This is a genomic window from Rhodococcus sp. IEGM 1306 (genome assembly GCF_036541985.1).
GTDB lineage: Bacteria > Actinomycetota > Actinomycetes > Mycobacteriales > Mycobacteriaceae > Rhodococcus_F > Rhodococcus_F qingshengii.
On sequence record NZ_JAZHFF010000003.1, the window covers coordinates 322,869 to 340,497 of the forward strand.

The following is a 17,629-nucleotide window of genomic DNA, read 5'->3' on the forward strand; positions in this document are numbered from 1 at the left end:
TCGGCCGTCGGTACACCTGTCGACTCATACGCTACGTTATGTATGACGACCTACATAGTGATGGGATGAAACAATGAGTGACGAGACAACCGCGACCGTCGACCCGGCGCAGATGACAGGCCTCGAACTTCTCCGCTGGATGGGGACACAGGTCAACGACCGGCCCAGCATCGGACGCCTCCTCGGCATGGAGATGCGCGAGGTCAACGAAGGATCCGTGAGCTTCGCCCTGACCCCGCGCGCCGATTTCAGCAACCCCCTCGGCACTGTCCACGGCGGCATTTGCGCAACGCTGCTCGATTCGGTCATGGGCTGCGCGGTACACACGATGCTTCCGGCGGGCGTCGGATACACGACCCTCGAACTCAAGCTCAACTACATCCGCACGGTGCCTCTCGACGGTGACGAACTGACAGCCCACGGCAGTGTCATTCATGTGGGTGGGCGTACCGCGACCGCAGAGGGCAAGGTGCTGGACAAGAACGGCAAGTTGGTGGCGCACGGAACTACGACGTGCATGATTTTTCGCTAAGCCCAACGTGAGCAGGGTGCGAGTGTCGATGTACGATCGGGTCGTGACCCTGCTCACTGCGCACCTCTGGTGGCCCGACCGCTGACGGTCAGCCGCAACTGCGTGCTGCCCGGACCGATATCGGGTGGTCCAGCAGGCTCCTCTCCAGGATCCCCGATCCGGCAAATGCCGTACGCGTTGTCGCTACGACCGCCAAGATCAGGTACCGAATCCACGAAGGAGAGTTAGTTGACCACCACCCCACTCAACCGTTCGCTCGAGCCTTTGGGCGTCTCCATCCCGTCGAAAGTGCCGACGCACTGGTACAACCTGGCGGCTGACCTCCCCGAGCCTGTTCCCCCGCACCTACATCCGGGCACGCGTGAGCCGCTCGGCCCCGAGGACTTGGCGCCGCTGTTCCCGATGAACCTCATTGCGCAGGAAGTCGCAACCGAGCGCTACATCGAGATCCCGGAGACGGTTCGCGAGATCTACGGCATGTGGAGGCCCTCTCCCCTGTTCCGTGCGCATCGACTCGAGCGTGCTCTGGGCACACCTGCTCGCATCTATTACAAGTACGAAGGCGTCAGCCCGGTCGGTTCACACAAGCCGAATACTGCTGTCGCGCAGGCGTACTACAACGCAATCGAAGGAACCACCAAGCTGACCACCGAAACCGGTGCGGGCCAGTGGGGTGCGTCGCTGTCGTTCGCGGGTGCGCTGCTCGGACTCGACGTCGAGGTGTGGCAGGTTCGCTCCTCCTTCGATTCGAAGCCGTACCGACGCATCCAGATGGAGGCATACGGCGGAATCTGTCACCCGTCGCCTTCCGACCTGACGGAAGCCGGACGCGCACTGTTGAAGTCGCATCCCGACACCACCGGCTCGCTTGGTATGGCGATCAGTGAGGCCGTCGAGGTCGCTGCGCAGGATCCGAACACGCACTACTCACTCGGCAGCGTGTTGAACCACGTCATGCTGCACCAGACCGTGATCGGTCAGGAAGCAATGGTTCAGCTCGAAGAAGCCGGCGACGCCGTCCCTGACACCGTGTTCGGTTGCGCCGGCGGCGGTTCCAACCTCGCGGGACTCACCTTCCCCTTCCTGGGACGAAACCTTCGCGAAGGCACCAAGACTCGCCTGGTCGCCTGCGAGCCATCGGCATGCCCGTCCCTCACCCAGGGCGAGTACCGCTACGACTTCGGTGACGTCGCCGGTCTGACGCCGCTGCTCAAGATGCACACTCTTGGCAAGGACTTCGTTCCCCCGGCCATCCACGCCGGTGGCCTCCGCTACCACGGCATGTCGCCGATGGTCTCGCATGCGGTCAACCTCGGCCTCATGGACGCGATTGCCGTCGATCAGGACGACGCACTCCAGGCCGGTCTGATTTTCGCCCGCGCCGAAGGAATCATCCCGGCTCCGGAATCAACCCACGCGGTTGCCGGCGCCATCGCTCACGCCCGTGCCGTCACAGAACCCGAGGTGATCGTGATCGGACTGTCCGGCAACGGTCAGTTGGATCTGCCGGCGTACTCGCCTTACGTCTGACACGGTCGGTGTGGTGGTCTCGTGTATACGGGGCCACCACACTTCGTCACACCGATCACGATCCCTGGTCGGATCCCAATTCGTCGACCGAACCGTCAGAAATCGAAACTTGCCCGGCCCTGACGCGACAGGCAGTGGCTCGATCTCGAGGCACGGATCCAGCCAGCCACCTCCGAAACGAACCGTTCAGTTTGCTCGATCGGTTACGGTCTTTCGATGCAGCTTCGGTTGAAGGAACACTGGAAACTGGTCGCCCTCGGACTCGCGTTGACCGTGGCAATCGCTTTCATCGTCGTATCGGCACTCTCAGACTCGAACGAGGTTGCATCGCCGAAGACAGGCGGCCCGATCGTCGAACAGGGCGTTGTCGACGTGGACCTCTCCGATCCTCCGCAACAAGCCTGGGAACTCGATGTCCGAGCGCTCACGGACAACCCGGGTGACGTGCTGCTGTCGATGCCTTCCACGCTCGATAGCTACTACGGCTACGGCAACACGTACCAAGTCGGTGATGTGCTGGTGGCCGCGACTGCTTATCCGCTTCCCAAGACCGACGAGTCTTCGTCGAGTCAGGGAGTCGGTGCCGTCACACTCGTCGGGGTGAATCCCGACGACGGAAATCCGCTGTGGAAAACGCGAATCGGCGGAGTCATCGGCCAGTGCAGTCAGCAGAACGAATCCACGATCATCGCGTGCTGGGGCGATCGACGGATGATCTTTGTCGATACCGCGACCGGAACTCTGATGTCCGACCTCGGGACCGACTTCGATCTCAATGGCGCCACCATCACAGGAGACACCGTGTACACGTCCGGCGAAAGGACGGACGGAACCGTTCGAACACGAATTCTTGCCAGCGGCACCACAACCAATTTGACGGCCAACTTCGTGCGTACCTTCGAACCAAGTGAGAAGTTCGGAGCCGTCTACACGGTCCCTCACACCGACACTGTCATTTCCATGGAACAGGGCGACGGCGGGGACCCACAGTACCGCTATCGAATCTACGATCTGCAGTCCGGCGCCGAACGATTCCGATTCGAGGGCGATTCGCTTGCCCCGGCCGGGAACGGATTGTTCCTCACCAGTGTCGGCGGCAGGTCGGGATATGCAGGAACCCAAAACCTCTTGGCTTCCGACGGATCCACGATTCGTGCGATACCGATTCCCTCGTACTCATCGTCGTCCTACCCGAGCAAGCCCTCGACGGGCCTGCCGATGTTTCTCGGCGACGGCGCCTACGACCCGAACTCCGGTCACGAACTTTGGCGCAGTTCACAAATCGTCAACACCGCGATGGCCGGGACGGGAAGCGCCATCGCCGCAGTGGTAGGAAAAACAATCCTCGTCACGTCTCCCGAGACCCGCACAATCTCCGGTCTCGACATCGAGAGTGGTCGACAGTTGTGGCAGACACCCTGGCAAGACGCGTACTGGGTTCGCAGCGGGGCAACCGATGGCGACCACTTCGTCTTCAGCGACTACACCGGAATGCATTCGATCAGGGCCCGCGACGGAAAGATGATGTGGTCGGTTCCCCTTCCCCCAGAGGTCGATCCGCGCGGAGTCGTCGTCTCGAATGCCGGCAAAAACGTGTCGTTCTCCTGGCAAAACCATTTCACCATTTGGCGATAGGCCGGCAACATCGCCGATACCGTGTCGTACTGACGAGCCAGCTCAGCAACAAGTAAGCGGATCGACGAGCAGCCATCAATGGCCACAATCCAGTCTTCCGCATTTGTTCAATTTCGGAAGAACGATCTCGAACAACTACACATATCTCCACGCCTCCAATTTCGGAAAGATCAGACCAGACCTGCAGTGAAGAGGTGCGCAAAAATCGCACCGACTCACGTATCTGATCCAATCCAACCGTAAAGGGAGCCAACGGGAATGGACGCGAATTCCTCTGTTTGCAGTCAGCAACAAATAGTCCAGTTTGCGCGTAACCATCTACGTACCGGGGGACCGAGCTCAGACCAAATTCGTCGTCATTTCGGTTTGCACAAACGCGCGTTCTTCACGCAGCTCGATACCCATCTGGACGATTCTGCACTTTCAATGCCCGAAAAAGTTGCACTCCGCCGCATCTGCCGACAGGAAGACAGAAGATGCCCGATCACACGTATGAACGTCTCAGCAGGTCAAGTTGGCCCACCCCGGCCGATGTACGACGCGCTTCCTTTCCCACCCCAGAACCATCCCGCTTGACGATCGAAAGCCGCGAACTACGTTGAGCCGCTGAATTCTTCCGCAGCCCCCTCTTCTTGGTTGGGATCATCGGAGATCTAACAACCGCGCGACTTTCAGACTCAAATGCAATGCCAACCGGTCGTCGCCGTTTGCCAAGTCTGCGCGTGTAATCTCCTGAATTCGCCGCAAACGATAGTACAGGCTCCCTCGATGCACACAGAGCGCCTCGGACGTTCGCTTTACGTCACCGGCATTGTCCAAAAAGCTCTCCAGCGTCGCGAGAAGAGCCTCGCTTTTTGAGTCCTCATGGCAGAGCAAGGACTGCAAACCTGAGTGAATACTGTTCTCGAGTCGATCCTCCGACAGTTCGGCCAGAAGTCCGTAGACGCCGAGATCCCGATAACGCACAACATTTCCGAGCACCTTGACAACCTGGGCTACGTCTGCAGAACGTCTGGACTCTTCGTAGGATTCGCGCACGTCTGCAACCGAGGTTCGCGGTTCACCGATACCAACCCAACATTCGATGTTCTGGCGCCCACTTTCAGACAAGACTCGTTCCCGGGCTGCCACGATCAGCGAGTCCAGATGGGTTTGAGTCGAGCGTTCGGCCACCGATACGATCAACAGACTGTGGTCGGGGCGGTCGAGTTGGATTGCACTGTTCCGCGGGAGCCTCCGCCGAAGCTGATCGACGCCGACGGCAACACTCAGACGATCTCTTTCGGTCAATGTCGACCGGTCCACGGGGCGGAGCAACATCGTCACCGCGACTGCTGGACCCGCAACCATCAAGCCCTCATCAGCCAATCTGCTTGCCGCGTCCTCACGCAGCGACCGCTCGCCCGACAGCACGTCTCGAGTGAGTTCCCGCTCCCGACTTCGGGACAACTCGTCCAGCAACTGTTCGCGATGAAGGATCATCGCCGCCGCATCAGCCGTGTGCCTCAAGACCTCGGCCTGATCCTCGTCAACTTCGCCCTCTGAAATCAACAGCCAGACGAAGCCCAGCAGCGCATTGCGGTATCGGATCGGCATCCCGACCCGGCCAAGGGTCAGCCCTAGTTCTTCGTTGACGGGAACAGTGAAGAGATCGAGGGCCTTGCGGCCTCCACTCGCGTAGATGAAGTCCACAATCTCGCGTGAAACATTCCGCTGTAGAACCGAATTCATTCGGACTGAATCGACGGCGCTGTCGTGCGAGTTGTACGCGAGTAGACGGATCTGGGCGTCATCGATTGCAACGGAACGGTCCAGTCGACGCCCGGTAGCATCCACCAGATGCTGTAGTTCTCCAGCCATGGTCGAACTGTACGAGTCAAACTCTCCGCTTTGCAACATATGACCAAATTCGTCCGCGGCAATTTGAACAAATGACAGTGATGCAACTAACTTTCGCGCCATAAGCTCGCTACATGCCGAAGCACATGAGAACCGGAACGTGTTCGTTCGGCCAGCGACCAGGCATACCCAGCACCGACTGGTTGCACGACAGCGGCGAGATTCGTTGCAGCCGTGCGATTTGCATTGAGGACCGAAGCCAGCCGACGCGCTCTCGCGCGAGAAAACGTCGTCCCTGATCCGGAATCGATCGCAACCTCCGGTTCGCCAGATCAACGTGGGTCCGGTCGGCCTCTTCGATTTCGCATGCCCCCCGAACGACATCGACCACCTTGACGTCGCAAAACCGTTGCCATTCAGCATATCCCGAGAGGAATCATCATGACCGGCACAGCAAATGCTCCTGTAGAGCATCAAATCGAGACTTCACCTGGACGTCGATCGGCGCGCCGTAGAGCCCTGATTGCCGGCGCGACAGGCAACATCGTCGAATGGTTCGATTTCACAATCTACGGTTTCACTGCCGCAGTTCTCGCGACAGTGTTCTTCCCTCCGGAGTTCGGCAGTGGCGCACTGCTTGCCACCTTCGCTCTTTACGGAGTCGCATTCTTGGCCAGACCTGCCGGCGGCATATTCTTCGGAAGACTGGGTGACCGCCTCGGCCGACGGAGGTCACTGTCCCTGGCAATTACGCTCATGGGCTGCTCGACAGCGGCTATCGGCCTTCTACCGACATATGCTTCGATCGGTGTCGCCGCACCGCTGTTGCTGCTGCTCTGTCGCTTGGTTCAAGGATTCTCGGCCGGTGGCGAATACACCGGAGCGGCAACCTTCGTCGTCGAGCATGCGCCGTCCCACCGCCGAGGCTTGTACGCAGGGATAATCAGCTCTTCGTCATTCGTCGGCAGCATCTTGGCCACGGTCACAGTCTTGTCATTCAGCTTGGTCGGCGCTGAGCACTTCGCCGACGGAGGATGGCGCTGGCCGTTCATCATCGGAGGCGTTGTCGCCATGGTGGGTCTGTTCATGAGGCTTGCCGTCGAGGAGACTCCGGCGTTCAAGGAAATGCAAGAAAACGATTCCCTTCCCACTCGCCCACTCGCAGATCTGTTCCGCAATCACTGGCGGACTCTGCTCACGTCCTTCGTGTACTTCGCCTCGCTCGGTGTCGTTACTCATATGCTGCTCGGTTACATGCCGACATTCCTGGTTATTTCTGCCGATGTTCCGAGCACGGTAGCCCTGCTGATGACAACCGGCGCTTTGGTTCTCGCAGTCCCGCTGTTCATCTTCTTCGGCGCCACAGTCGACCGAATCGGCCGGAGACCTCTCGTCAGAATCGGCATGGTGATGTCAGTTTTCGTATCGGTACCCAGCTACCTGCTCATCGGCACCGGGAATGCTTTCGCGATTGCCGTTGCCCTGGCCGCTCTGGTCGTCGCGCTCTCCCTACTTGCTTCCGCTTTGCTGGTAATTCTCGAAATGATGCCGACGCACGCGAGATTCACCGGCACGGCAATCCCTTATAACGTCGCGTATGCACTCTTTGCAGGAACTGCGCCTCTGGTGTGCGCGTCGTTGGTCAATGCCACAGGAAGCAATCTGTCCCCGGCCTTCTACGCAACCGCCATCGCTTTGATCGCACTTCCCATTCTGTGGCGAGGGATTCCGGAAACGAAAGACTGGTCAGCCACGCAGGGCAGTGCGACGAAGTAATTCTGACAATGGGCGCGCCATGGGTGCGATTCTTTGCGCAGCTGTCGATAGCGTTCCGACGGCCGCCGAGCGAAAGTTGAGGATGACGATCTTCTGGGCCTCCAGGTGCGAAATCAAGCAAGGCAGAGCCCATTCCGAGAAGTTGGGGTACGGCTCTCCGGAGGAGGTCGAAGTCGTCAGGCTTACCAAGAACCCAAGCTCGCCAGTCGAAGAGATGCGCTTTCGATCTGGCGCAGTCACAAGAAGGAGGGGCCGAAAGTGCCTACCAACAAGACCGACGCAGTTGTGGTCGGAGCTGGAGTAATCGGCAGCTCCATCGCCTACGAATTGGCCGCTAGAGGCTACGAAGTCCTGGTCATCGACAAGTCTGGTGGTCCGGGCTACGGCTCGACCAGTGCATCCAGTGCGGTTATCCGGTTCAACTACTCCACATTCGACGGTATGGCTGCGGCTTGGGAGTCGCTGCATTGCTGGCAGAACTGGAACGCGCATCTCAACGCGAGAGTCGACGGTGCGCTTGCGAAGTTTCGGCAATGCGGGATGGCGCTGCTCGATGTCGACGTCGCACCTCACGCGCGCACGATTGGACTATTCGAAAAGATCGGAATCGACTACCAGCTCTGGGATGCAACGACACTCGTCGAAAAGATTCCCGGGATCGACTCCGGCAAATACTATCCGCCGAAGCCCGTCGACTCGGAGTCGTTCTTCGCAGATACGACAACCACGCTCGGTGCGTTGTACACACCTCAGGCGGGGTTTGTCGACGACCCGCAACTGGCCGCCGCGAATCTTGCTGCGGCAGCTCGTTCGCATGGTGCGGTTTTCACTTACAACACGCGTGTAGTGGCAGTCGAGCAGTTGGCTGACGACAGCTGGCAGCTAGGGCTCGACGACGGGGAAATTGTGAAATCCAAGATTGTCGTCAACGCTGCCGGCCCCTGGTCGGGAGCATTCAACAAGCTGTCGAATGTCGGGTCCGACTTCAAGGTTTCGGTTCGGCCCTTGCGTCAGGAAGTCCATCACGTCACCGCACCCACTGGGTACAACGACGGCGAGATCCTCGGCCCGATGATCGCCGATTTGGATCTCGGAACCTACATGCGAGCCGAACCCGGAAACGGCTTCCTTGTCGGCGGAACCGAACCGGAATGCGATCCGCTCGAGTGGATCGACGATCCTGATACCGCGAACCCGAATCGCACTGTTGCCCGGTTCGAAGCGCAAGTCTTCCGCGCCGCCAGACGTTTCCCCAGCTTGGAAGTCCCGTCACAGCCGAAAGGTATTGCCGGCGTGTACGACGCAGCATCTGACTGGACCCCGATCTACGACAAGACAGACAGACGAGGGTTCTACGTCGCCATGGGCACCAGCGGAAACCAATTCAAGAATGCACCCATCGCTGGACGTCTCATGTCGAGGATCATCGACCAGGTGGAAGCCGGACACGATCACGACGCTGATCCCGTGACCTACATCGGAATGCACACCGGGCTCGAAATCAACCTCGGCGCATTCTCCCGGCTTCGGGCACCCAATGCCGAGTCGACCGGGACAGTCATGGGTTAGAAGTGTTGTCCGGTTTGGAGAATCGATAGCCGCGACAACTGAATAGACACGGCTGTGGGTGTCCACCACGTGGTGGACACCCACAGTCGACTTCTTCTTCCACGGAATCGACGGAAAATCGACGATCGAACGTGTCAGCGTGGACATCGTCTCCGGGACGAGCAGCTACCGTGCATGGCATTTCTTCAAGTAGCTCAGGAACGATGCCTGCAGCCCGGTGACGTGCGTCTCGTGCAACAACGCGGTCGAAACATCCTGCGACCACCCCTTGCCGTGCAGCTCCTCCACGACAGCGAGAACGTTTCGTGCCAGTCCGCGGTAGATCGGAATGGGCCCCGTCAGTTCGGCTTCGTTCAGCGTGACGTGCAATTGCGGCACAACTGAGCCCACGCCACGCGTTGGCAGGGTCTCGACCATTGTGTGGATCTGGCTGTCGGCGTTCACAACTCCGGGGCTACCCGCACCGAAGGTCGCGAATGGAGTCGCGTCACGTAGCCATGAGTAGAGCGCGAAAAGACCTCCGTAGGAGTAACCGAAAAGGCCGTGCCCGGACTCGCTGACGCGCAGCTTCGACGAGCACAGGTGAGGGTGGAGTTCGTTGGTCAGGAAGGCGAGGAAGACGTCCGCATGGGTGTCTGCGAGCTCCTCGAGATAGGCGTCTACGTATTCCTGGGTCATTGCACCGGAGTCGCGAGCCGCGGCAAGAGTAGCCACCATCTCGGCGCCTACCGGTTCCCCCGGCGGCACGAGATCGCGGTTGCGTAGCCGTGCCCAGTTGGCGGCTTCCTCACCGGCATAACCGACGCTGACCTGAATGTACGGTGCGATTGTCAGATACGGGTCTTCCTGCGTGACGATGAGTGGGGCGGTCAGACCCACAGCCCAGTTGCCGTCCATCACGTAGATCAGCGGTAAGGGATCCGTGGAGTCCGCGTAGCCGGGTGGTGTGGTCACCCAGACGCCGTAGCGGTGCCCCGATTTCGCCGTTATTTCGAAATACTCCGTGTCTGCAAAACATCCGTGCAGCATTGCGCTCATCGAACCTCTCCCTTCACTACCTGGCCGGATTTCACGACGAGTACAGCCATGTCCGGATCGGCGAACACCTTGGCGTCGCAGAGCGGATCTCGTCGCCAGGCGACCATGTCCGCCTGCATTCCGACGCGGATAGTCCCGACGGTCTCGCCGATACCGAGGATGTCGGCGTTGACGCTGGTGGCCGACACGAGTGCGTGCATCGGCGACTCCAACTCGGCGCGCAAGCGCAACTCCTCGCCTCGGCGCTGCTGGTGCGGCCCGATGAGGTCCGAGCCCAGGCCGATCCTCAGGCCTGCTGCGCGAGAGACCTCGAGTGCCGAGGCCATGCGCTGACGTACTCCGGCGGCGCGGTCTCGTATTGCAGGGTCCAGGTCCATGCTCGCGGTGTCCGTCAACTGCTCCACCACGGCGAAGGTGGGGACCAGAGCCACGTCGTGCTCGCGCATCAGCTGGGCGGTCTCCGCGTCGATGTCGGTGCCGTGTTCCACGCACCGGACTCCCGCCCGCACTGCGTTGCGAATGCCCGCATTGTTGTGCGCGTGCACCGTGACGTAGGTGCCGCGCGACGCTGCCTCTTCCACTGCCACGGAGATTTCCTCGACGGTGAACTGTGTGTCGGTGAGGCGGTCGTGGCCTCCGACGACACCGCCGGTGACGCACAGTTTCAGGAATGTTGCGCCTCGGCGGAACGACTCGCGCACGTTGCGTCGTAGCTCGTCGGCGTTGCCGGACATCAAAGACAAGGCGCAGAGCCCGGGGAGGTGGTGCATGTTCCACAGCTCAGTCGGTTCCCACGAAGCCCCGTAGTAGCCGTGCCCACCGGTCTGGCACTGCACCGGACCACACGAGAGGACACGCGGACCACGAACCTTGCCGCCGGCGATGACGTCGACGACTCCGCCGTCGATGCCACCGACGTCTCGCACCGTGGTGAAGCCTGCGTCGAGGGCCTGGCCGGCAGCGCCGAAGATGTCCGCAGCGAGTTCGGCCGCCGAGAGCTCAAACCCGAATTGCCGTCGTATCGGGCTCGAAAGGCCCAGGTGGACATGGGCATCGATGAGCCCCGGAGTCAGAAGCATGCCGTCGAGGTCGACTGTCCTCGCACCCGACGGCGCCTGTCCGATCGCGGTGACAATGCCGTCGCTCACGCACACGTCGACTTCGACCGGGTCGGTGCCCGATCCATCCGCGACCTTGCCGCCGGCAAACCATAAGTCAGTCAAAGGGACCTCCCGAGCATGAGAAAACCTCTTTCCTAAACACTGGTGAATTCAATATGCGGTACCGTACTCAACAGTGGTGAACCCGTCAATGGAGGTAACGTGAGATCGCCGGTTGGGGAGGGTCGAGAGCGACTGTTACAGGCACTGTTCGACGAGTTCGGTGAAACCGGCCCAAGTCCGAAGCTGTCGATGCGCCAAGTAGCGGAGCGACTCGGAGTGCACCACACGCTGCTGACTTATCACTTCGGATCACGACCGGGTCTCCTCAGCGCCGTGCTGTCGGAAGCGCGCCGCCGTGACAACCTCGTCATCGCCGCGATGGGCAAAGATCTCGGATTCGCGGCCCTGTGCAGGGCGATCTGGAGCTTTTACTCGAACGCCGAGCACGAAGACCGAAGCCGCACCTTTTTTCACCTGGCCGGACTTGCGGTCTACGAGCACAACGCATTTCAAGATTTCGCCGCCGACCTCGACGAATTGGCCCACCTCCTCGAAGCAGCAGCCCTTCGCGACGGATTCACCGTGGTGGATGCACAGCAGCAGAGCGTCATTGCAACCGCATGTCTGCGAGGACTGTTGCTGCAGAGGTTGCTCACCCCTGATGCCGAGGTCGACGCTGCAGCCGAGCGCTTCATCACCTCGTTGACCACGACCATTACCTGAGGCCCCACAACCGATCACCCTCGTTCGAAATCACCGACGCGGGGCCGTTTGCCATGGGCTCGCTCATGTTTCGGCGCGAGCCGGGTCTCTGATCCCCGGTTGAGTGGTGGCCGATCGCCCTTTCGACATCTGTACGAGCGAACTGCCGAAAGATGCGACAAGTGAACCTATCTCGGCGCAGTAGACACACGACATCATCGACAAGTCCGATGATTCACGCGAGATACGAAAGTCAGGATCAGATTGTGACCATTACCTTCCGCGCCGCAGAGTTGGACAGCGCAAACGGGATCTTTCAACAAGCACTGCTTGGCCAACCCAGCGCCGAACCACTCAGCGGAGACATCATCACGCGCGCTGACGTCGAGTTCACCAGCGACGACGGGCGCATTCAATCCGGAGTCTGGGAGAGCGAACCAGGAAAGTCGCGGTGGGAGTTCCTCACCCGCGGCGAGATCATCACCATCGTCTCCGGCGCCATGACCGTGGAGGAGGACGACGGCGATCCCGTACATCTCGTTGCCGGTACGAGTGCAATCTTCCCAATCGGATGGAAGGGTATGTGGACGGTCACCGAGACCGTACGCAAGGTGTTCGTCGTATACAACGTATGACCAAGGGAAACCGCAACATCCGACGTTCACGGCCCGTCGTACGGTCGGATCTCACGACGCAGCCCACTTGCCCTGAGGACTTGACGCTGCACTCCCGCCCGCACGGAATCCTCGGTGCCGATTACTCTCACATGGTTTCTGGCGCGAGTGATCGCCGTGTACAACAACTCCCGAGTCAGCAGTGACGACGCCTCGGCCGGCAGCATCACCGATACCGTGTCGTACTGGCTGCCCTGGCTCCGGTGAATCGTCATCGCGTAGACGGTCTGCACCGACGAGAGTTGGCTCGGGTGGATCAGAAACGCATCACTCCCCCGCTGGAACGCGGCAATGGGAACGCCATCCTCACGCTGCACGATCACACCGGCGTCCCCGTTGTAGATCTTGGCCTCGTAGTCGTTGGCCGTCACCAACAGGGGTTGGCCCGGATACCACCTCGCCGGGTCCAGGAATTGCCCTGATGCCGTGCCGACCCACTCCATCGCCTGCTGCGCCCACCTCCCGACACCGTACGGTCCGTCACGGTGGGCGCACAGAAGGCGGTGCGATTCCAAGCCTTTCAGCGCGCCGAACGCATCACCCACTTCCGCCGACGCCGTCACCACCTCTGAACTCGCAACGATGTCGGCGCGCAATGCGTCGACGTCCTCGGGAGAATGGAAGGAGACGGCGGGATCACCGCTGCGCAGGATACGCAGAACCTCAGCGGAATCTCCCGCTCGAACTGCCCTGGCCAACGACGCGATGGTTCCGTCGAAGCGGCGCCCGCGTGAGAGTTGAATGATCCCGCCCCGCAGACGATCCTGCTCGTCCACACTCAGTGCCTCTTCGGCCCCGGTTGCCGCGAGATCGTCACCCACCAACTGTGACAGCGCCGGATTTCCACTGACTTCTACCGGGCGGGCGACAAGATCAGCAAGAACAGCGCCGGCGTCGACGGAGGTCAACTGATCGGGATCGCCGACGAGCAGTAGCCGGGCATCGGGGCGAACGGCTTCGAGCAGGCGCGCCATCAAGGTGAGGGAGACCATCGACGTCTCGTCGACGACGACCACGTCGTAGGGAAGTCTGTTGGTCGCATTGTATTTGAAACGACTCGAACTCCCCCGCTGCCAACCGAGTAGCCGGTGCAAGGTCATGGCCGCGAGTTCCTCGGGAAGGCCAAGGCTCGCGGTCTGCTCACGTACGGACTCTTGCAGACGTGCTGCGGCCTTGCCCGTCGGCGCTGCCAACCCGATGCGAGCATTCGAACCCAGTTCCTCCGACAGGAGAGCGAGAATACGTGCGACCGTATGGGTTTTGCCGGTTCCGGGCCCACCGGCGATGACCGTCGTCCACTGTGTCGCGGCGAGAGCAGCGGCTATTCGTTGACGATCAGGGGCGGAGGTCGGCCCGTGCTCGTCGACGAACAACGAATCCAGGCGCGTTCGGACCGCTTTCAGGTCGGCGGGCGGCCACGTGGACGCACGCTCGTCGAGCACTCGCCGAATCGTCTGCTCCTGCAGAAAGTACCGATCGAGGTAGAGAAGCTCACCGTCGTCGGTGTCGACCAGCCGGAGCGGTCTGAGAGGTCCGGCGTTGCCGCCGATCACCAGAGGGCTCAGCCGAAGGGCGGCAACGATCTCCGACGGTTCGGGCCACGGCAACGACGCAAGTTCGTCTTCCGTCGCGTTGTCGACGCTCACATCACGCATCCGTCGGAGATCGAGGCACACCGAACCTGATCGCACAGCCCGAACTGCCAACGCCGCGGCCAGCATCACTTTCTCGGAAGTTTCACCGCCCAGGCTGCACACCCGCGTCGCGACATGGATGTCCGCGGCAAGCAGAACCCCAGCTTCGTTGAAGATTCGCACGATCCCTTTGGCGCGCTGCGCCAATTGCGCCTCGGTCATCGGGCCTTCTCCCCTGCCGTGTTGGACGCATCGAGACCGGCCAGCAGATCCGATAGTTCAAGCGTCAGCTGAGCAGGCGGTTTCCATTCGAATACACCACATTCCGGCGGACTGTCCGGGCCGAGCATCCCACGCACGAATTGATACTGCGCTCCTCCGAGATGGCGATGCGGATCGTAGTCGGGCAGTCGCCACCGCAGATACCGATGCAGCGCAACCGAATACAGCAACGCCTGCAAGGGATAGTGCGAGCGCATCATCTCCGTCGCCATGAGTTCACGCGTGTAGTTGGCAGCCGTCAGATCGCCGCGGCCGAGCCGGTTGGTCTTGTAGTCGACGATCACGAACGACGGGCCCGGGATCCGGAGGACGGCGTCGATACTGCCCGTCAGGAACCCTCGCATCGGTGACGTCTCGACGCGGTCGAGATGGTCGGCGTAGGACGCAAGGATGTCGTCGGAGGGAAGGTGGCGCCTCAACAGTTCCGACACTCCGCGAAGTGTGACACTCATCGACACCGGATCGTCGCCACCGGCCAGTGGGAGTTCGAAATCGAGTTCGGGAAGGCGATCGTTCGGCGCGATCGTGGCCAAGGTTCCGAATCCTAGTGGAGTCTGCATCACCAGTAACAACGCATCCGCGAGTGCTTCGGAGTCGACCTCGGCCGCCCGAACCGAGACCGCCTCCGCGCAGCGCATACCGAGTTCCGCTCTCAGGTCTGAGGCAGCCGTGTCCACCACCTCGAGCACCTCGTGCACCAGCGTGCCGAATGCGGCGCCCGCCGGAAGGCCGTTCATCGGTGAAGCCAGCGCCTCCAGGGGCGAAGGGGTGACAGTCCCGATGTCTACGGAATCCTCCGGCTCGTCGTCCTTTTCGGGATCCTCTACCTCACTGTCGGTGCTCGTGACCGCGTGGTGCGCTCCGGCGGTCAGTGCCGAGTACGACGTACGACGCCACAGAGTGTCCAGGTCTCGATCGAAACGCGCCGCGGCCAGTTCGGTCGCTTCCGCGGCCGCACCGGACCACAGGACGAGCGACGGTGGATGTGGACCTACCGGTTCCACCGAGATCACGTCGGATGCTGCTGCCGGCCACGTCGCGAGTCGTGCTGCGGTCGTACCGTCGTCGAGCACCTTCACTACCCGAGCAGGTTCGGCGATGCCGGGCGTACGTCCGAGCATCAACCGGTGCAGTGGCGAGCGGGAGGTCCCGTAGCTGGGTGCCCACCAGAGCACGAGTTGGCACTGTGCTCGGGTCAGCGCCACGTACAGCAGTCGTAGTTCTTCGCCTGCTTCCTCGGCTTCCGCAACAGTCTTCCTGGCGTTGTACCCCGGACCTTCCTGCCCACCGACGTCGAGGATGCGGCGCCCCTCCGGATCGTGCAACAGCTGCGTCGGCGAGTTGAAGCCGCCCACGCTCTCCCAACTGAACGGGACGTAGACGATCGGGAACTCCAGCCCTTTGGTGGCGTGCACGGTTGCGATTTGCACTGCGGCAGCGTCACTGTCGAGGCGACGGCTTCTGTCGGTCGCACTCCCGGACGTCGGATCCTTGATCCGGTCGGAAAGCCAGCGAACCAGTGCGCTCAACCCGAACGCTTCCTCGGTGGCGACGCGACCGAGGAGTTGTGCGACGTGCCGCAGATCGGTGAAATCTCGTTCGCCGGACGGAGCCGCGAGTACACGCTTCTCCAGATTCGTTTCGGCGGAGATCCTTTCGAACACGGCCGCGAACCCGACGCGTGCGAACAACCCGGAGTACGAGCGCAATTGACCCGCCAGTTCCGCCACGACGTTGTCTCCGTCGGCGTCCAGTTCTTCGGAGGTGCGTCCGAAAATCGGCGAGAGCGCGGTCAACCGGACGCGATCCGACCGGTGCGGCTGTTCGATCGCCTGCAGCAGCCACAGCCACTGCGTCGCACTGGGTGTTGCGAAAACACTGGACCCGCCGGTCAATACGGAAGGTACACCTACGGCATCGAGGGCATCACGGATCATCGCCACCTGCTTGTGGGTGCGCACCAACACCGCGACGTCCCCCGGCTCGACCGGGCGAGGATCACCGTCGACGGCCAAGCGGGCATCGCTGCCCAGGAGCCCGACCACGTCTGCTGCGACGTCGTCCGCGACGCGACTGCGAAGTCTGCCTACAGCCGGAAATCCTGAACGATTGAGCGGTCCGGCTCCGGTTCGCGGCAGATGGCGTACACGCATCGGCACCGGGCCGAACAACCGAGACTTCTTGTGCGAAGCCTCCACTGGATGCGCGACGATGCCTTCGTTGCCGAGTGCGGCACCGCCGTAGAGGTGTTCGAGTGCCGCCAACAACCCTGGATCGCTACGCCAATTGGTGGTCAACTCCTGGTGCGCATCAGCCTGATCGACCGCATCGAGATAGCTCAGAACTTCTGCCCCGCGGAACGCATAGATAGCTTGCTTGGGATCACCGACCAGGACAAGTGTGGTGTGACCGTGGAAGGCCAACCTCAGGATGTCCCACTGCAGTGGATCGGTGTCCTGGAACTCGTCGATGAGCACGACTTCGAACTTTTCGCGCACCCGACGGCACGCGACGGGACCGTATTCCGGATCGGTCAATACGCCGTGCAACAGCGTCAGGAGATCGTTGAAGTCGCGAATTCCTTTGGTTCGCTTACGTCGCTCGACCTCGAGACGAGCAGCATCCGCGAAGAGGACTCGCTGACCGGGCGCGGTCTCCTCCTCGCCGTCGGGTTCGAGAATTGCCTGACCATCGCCGACTGCGCTTCGGGCAATAGCCAGCGCGTCCTTCGTGGAGAACGGTGGAGACGAGTCCGTTCGGCTGTAGCGGCTGAGGTACAAATCCGAAACGACTTCACTGATCAGGTCGTCGACCGATTCCACGAAAGTCGTGTCCGGCTCACGTTCCCCGGCGATACCGAGGCCGTCGAGCATCCGCTGGCAGAAACTGTGGGTGGTCGTGATGGTACCGGCGTCGAACTCCGCGAGAGCGCGCAGGAGTCGACGACGCCGCACACCGATCTCCTCGTCGTCCGCCGTTGCGAGGTACGCCACCAGATCATCGTCCGACCGCCTCGCAGTCTCCGGATCAACCAGTGCTGCAGACACTCCGGCGAACCGTTCTCTTGCACGCTCACGAAGTTCCTGAGTGGCGGCCCTACTGAATGTCACCAGCAGAACTTGCGATATGTCGGCGAGACCTTCGGCAACACAACGAGTCGCGAGTCCGACGATCGCGTAGGTCTTGCCGGTTCCGGCGCTCGCTTCCAACACCGTAGTGCCGGTAGGCAGTGGCCCCAAGAGATCGAAGTCCACG

Annotated in this window: 12 protein-coding genes; 7 read left to right on the forward strand and 5 right to left on the reverse strand. The window is 61.2% G+C overall.

Translation table 11 applies throughout. The features are described from left to right. Positions 1–73: 73 nt before the first annotated feature. The 3 genes from V3587_RS11065 (at position 74) to V3587_RS11075 (ending at position 3,697) form a co-directional block, all read left to right on the forward strand. On the forward strand, positions 74–532 hold the full coding sequence (locus V3587_RS11065) for a PaaI family thioesterase (RefSeq protein ID WP_003945940.1): 459 nt from the start codon (positions 74–76) through the stop codon (positions 530–532). A 228-nt stretch (positions 533–760) separates the two neighbouring features. Beyond that, positions 761–2,062, forward strand: a complete 1,302-nt coding sequence (locus tag V3587_RS11070; protein WP_003945451.1) for a TrpB-like pyridoxal phosphate-dependent enzyme — start codon at positions 761–763, stop codon at positions 2,060–2,062. 216 nt (positions 2,063–2,278) lie between these two features. After that, positions 2,279–3,697 (forward strand): outer membrane protein assembly factor BamB family protein, encoded by a 1,419-nt coding sequence (locus V3587_RS11075; protein ID WP_283376563.1) that lies wholly within the window; start codon positions 2,279–2,281, stop codon positions 3,695–3,697. Between the two features lie 642 nt (positions 3,698–4,339). Here V3587_RS11075 and V3587_RS11080 read toward each other — a convergent pair. Further along, on the reverse strand, positions 4,340–5,872 hold the full coding sequence (locus V3587_RS11080; RefSeq protein ID WP_283376562.1) for a PucR family transcriptional regulator: 1,533 nt from the start codon (positions 5,870–5,872) through the stop codon (positions 4,340–4,342). 105 nt (positions 5,873–5,977) lie between these two features. Here V3587_RS11080 and V3587_RS11085 point away from each other — a divergent pair, with 105 nt between their 5' ends. Continuing rightward, on the forward strand, positions 5,978–7,312 hold the full coding sequence (locus V3587_RS11085; protein WP_235171304.1) for an MFS transporter: 1,335 nt from the start codon (positions 5,978–5,980) through the stop codon (positions 7,310–7,312). Positions 7,313–7,570: 258 nt separating this feature from the next. Beyond that, positions 7,571–8,881 carry an NAD(P)/FAD-dependent oxidoreductase gene (locus tag V3587_RS11090; RefSeq protein WP_283376561.1) on the forward strand — a complete coding sequence of 437 codons (1,311 nt, stop codon included), beginning with the start codon at positions 7,571–7,573 and terminating at the stop codon, positions 8,879–8,881. A 165-nt stretch (positions 8,882–9,046) separates the two neighbouring features. On the opposite strand, the gene V3587_RS11095 is transcribed toward V3587_RS11090, so the two are convergent. Next, positions 9,047–9,919, reverse strand: coding sequence for an alpha/beta hydrolase (locus V3587_RS11095; protein ID WP_283376560.1), 873 nt, complete (start codon positions 9,917–9,919; stop codon positions 9,047–9,049). Further along, positions 9,916–11,142, reverse strand: coding sequence for a metal-dependent hydrolase family protein (locus V3587_RS11100; RefSeq protein WP_283376559.1), 1,227 nt, complete (start codon positions 11,140–11,142; stop codon positions 9,916–9,918). The genes V3587_RS11095 and V3587_RS11100 overlap by 4 nt, the downstream gene beginning before the upstream one ends. 99 nt (positions 11,143–11,241) lie before the next feature. On the opposite strand from V3587_RS11100, the gene V3587_RS11105 reads away from it, so the two are divergent. Both V3587_RS11105 and V3587_RS11110 read left to right on the forward strand, forming a co-directional pair. After that, entirely contained in the window at positions 11,242–11,805 is a 564-nt protein-coding gene (locus V3587_RS11105) for a TetR/AcrR family transcriptional regulator (RefSeq protein WP_166810715.1), read from the forward strand. Positions 11,806–12,050: 245 nt separating this feature from the next. Continuing rightward, complete coding sequence (locus tag V3587_RS11110; RefSeq protein ID WP_166810716.1) at positions 12,051–12,419, forward strand: cupin domain-containing protein; 369 nt, start codon at positions 12,051–12,053, stop codon at positions 12,417–12,419. 26 nt (positions 12,420–12,445) lie between these two features. Here the strand turns inward: V3587_RS11110 and recD are convergent, their stop codons facing one another. After that, positions 12,446–14,314, reverse strand: a complete 1,869-nt coding sequence (recD, locus tag V3587_RS11115) for an exodeoxyribonuclease V subunit alpha (protein WP_283376558.1) — start codon at positions 14,312–14,314, stop codon at positions 12,446–12,448. Then, positions 14,311–17,628 (reverse strand): UvrD-helicase domain-containing protein, encoded by a 3,318-nt coding sequence (locus V3587_RS11120; RefSeq protein WP_283376557.1) that lies wholly within the window; start codon positions 17,626–17,628, stop codon positions 14,311–14,313. The genes recD and V3587_RS11120 overlap by 4 nt, the downstream gene beginning before the upstream one ends. Position 17,629: the final 1 nt, after the last annotated feature.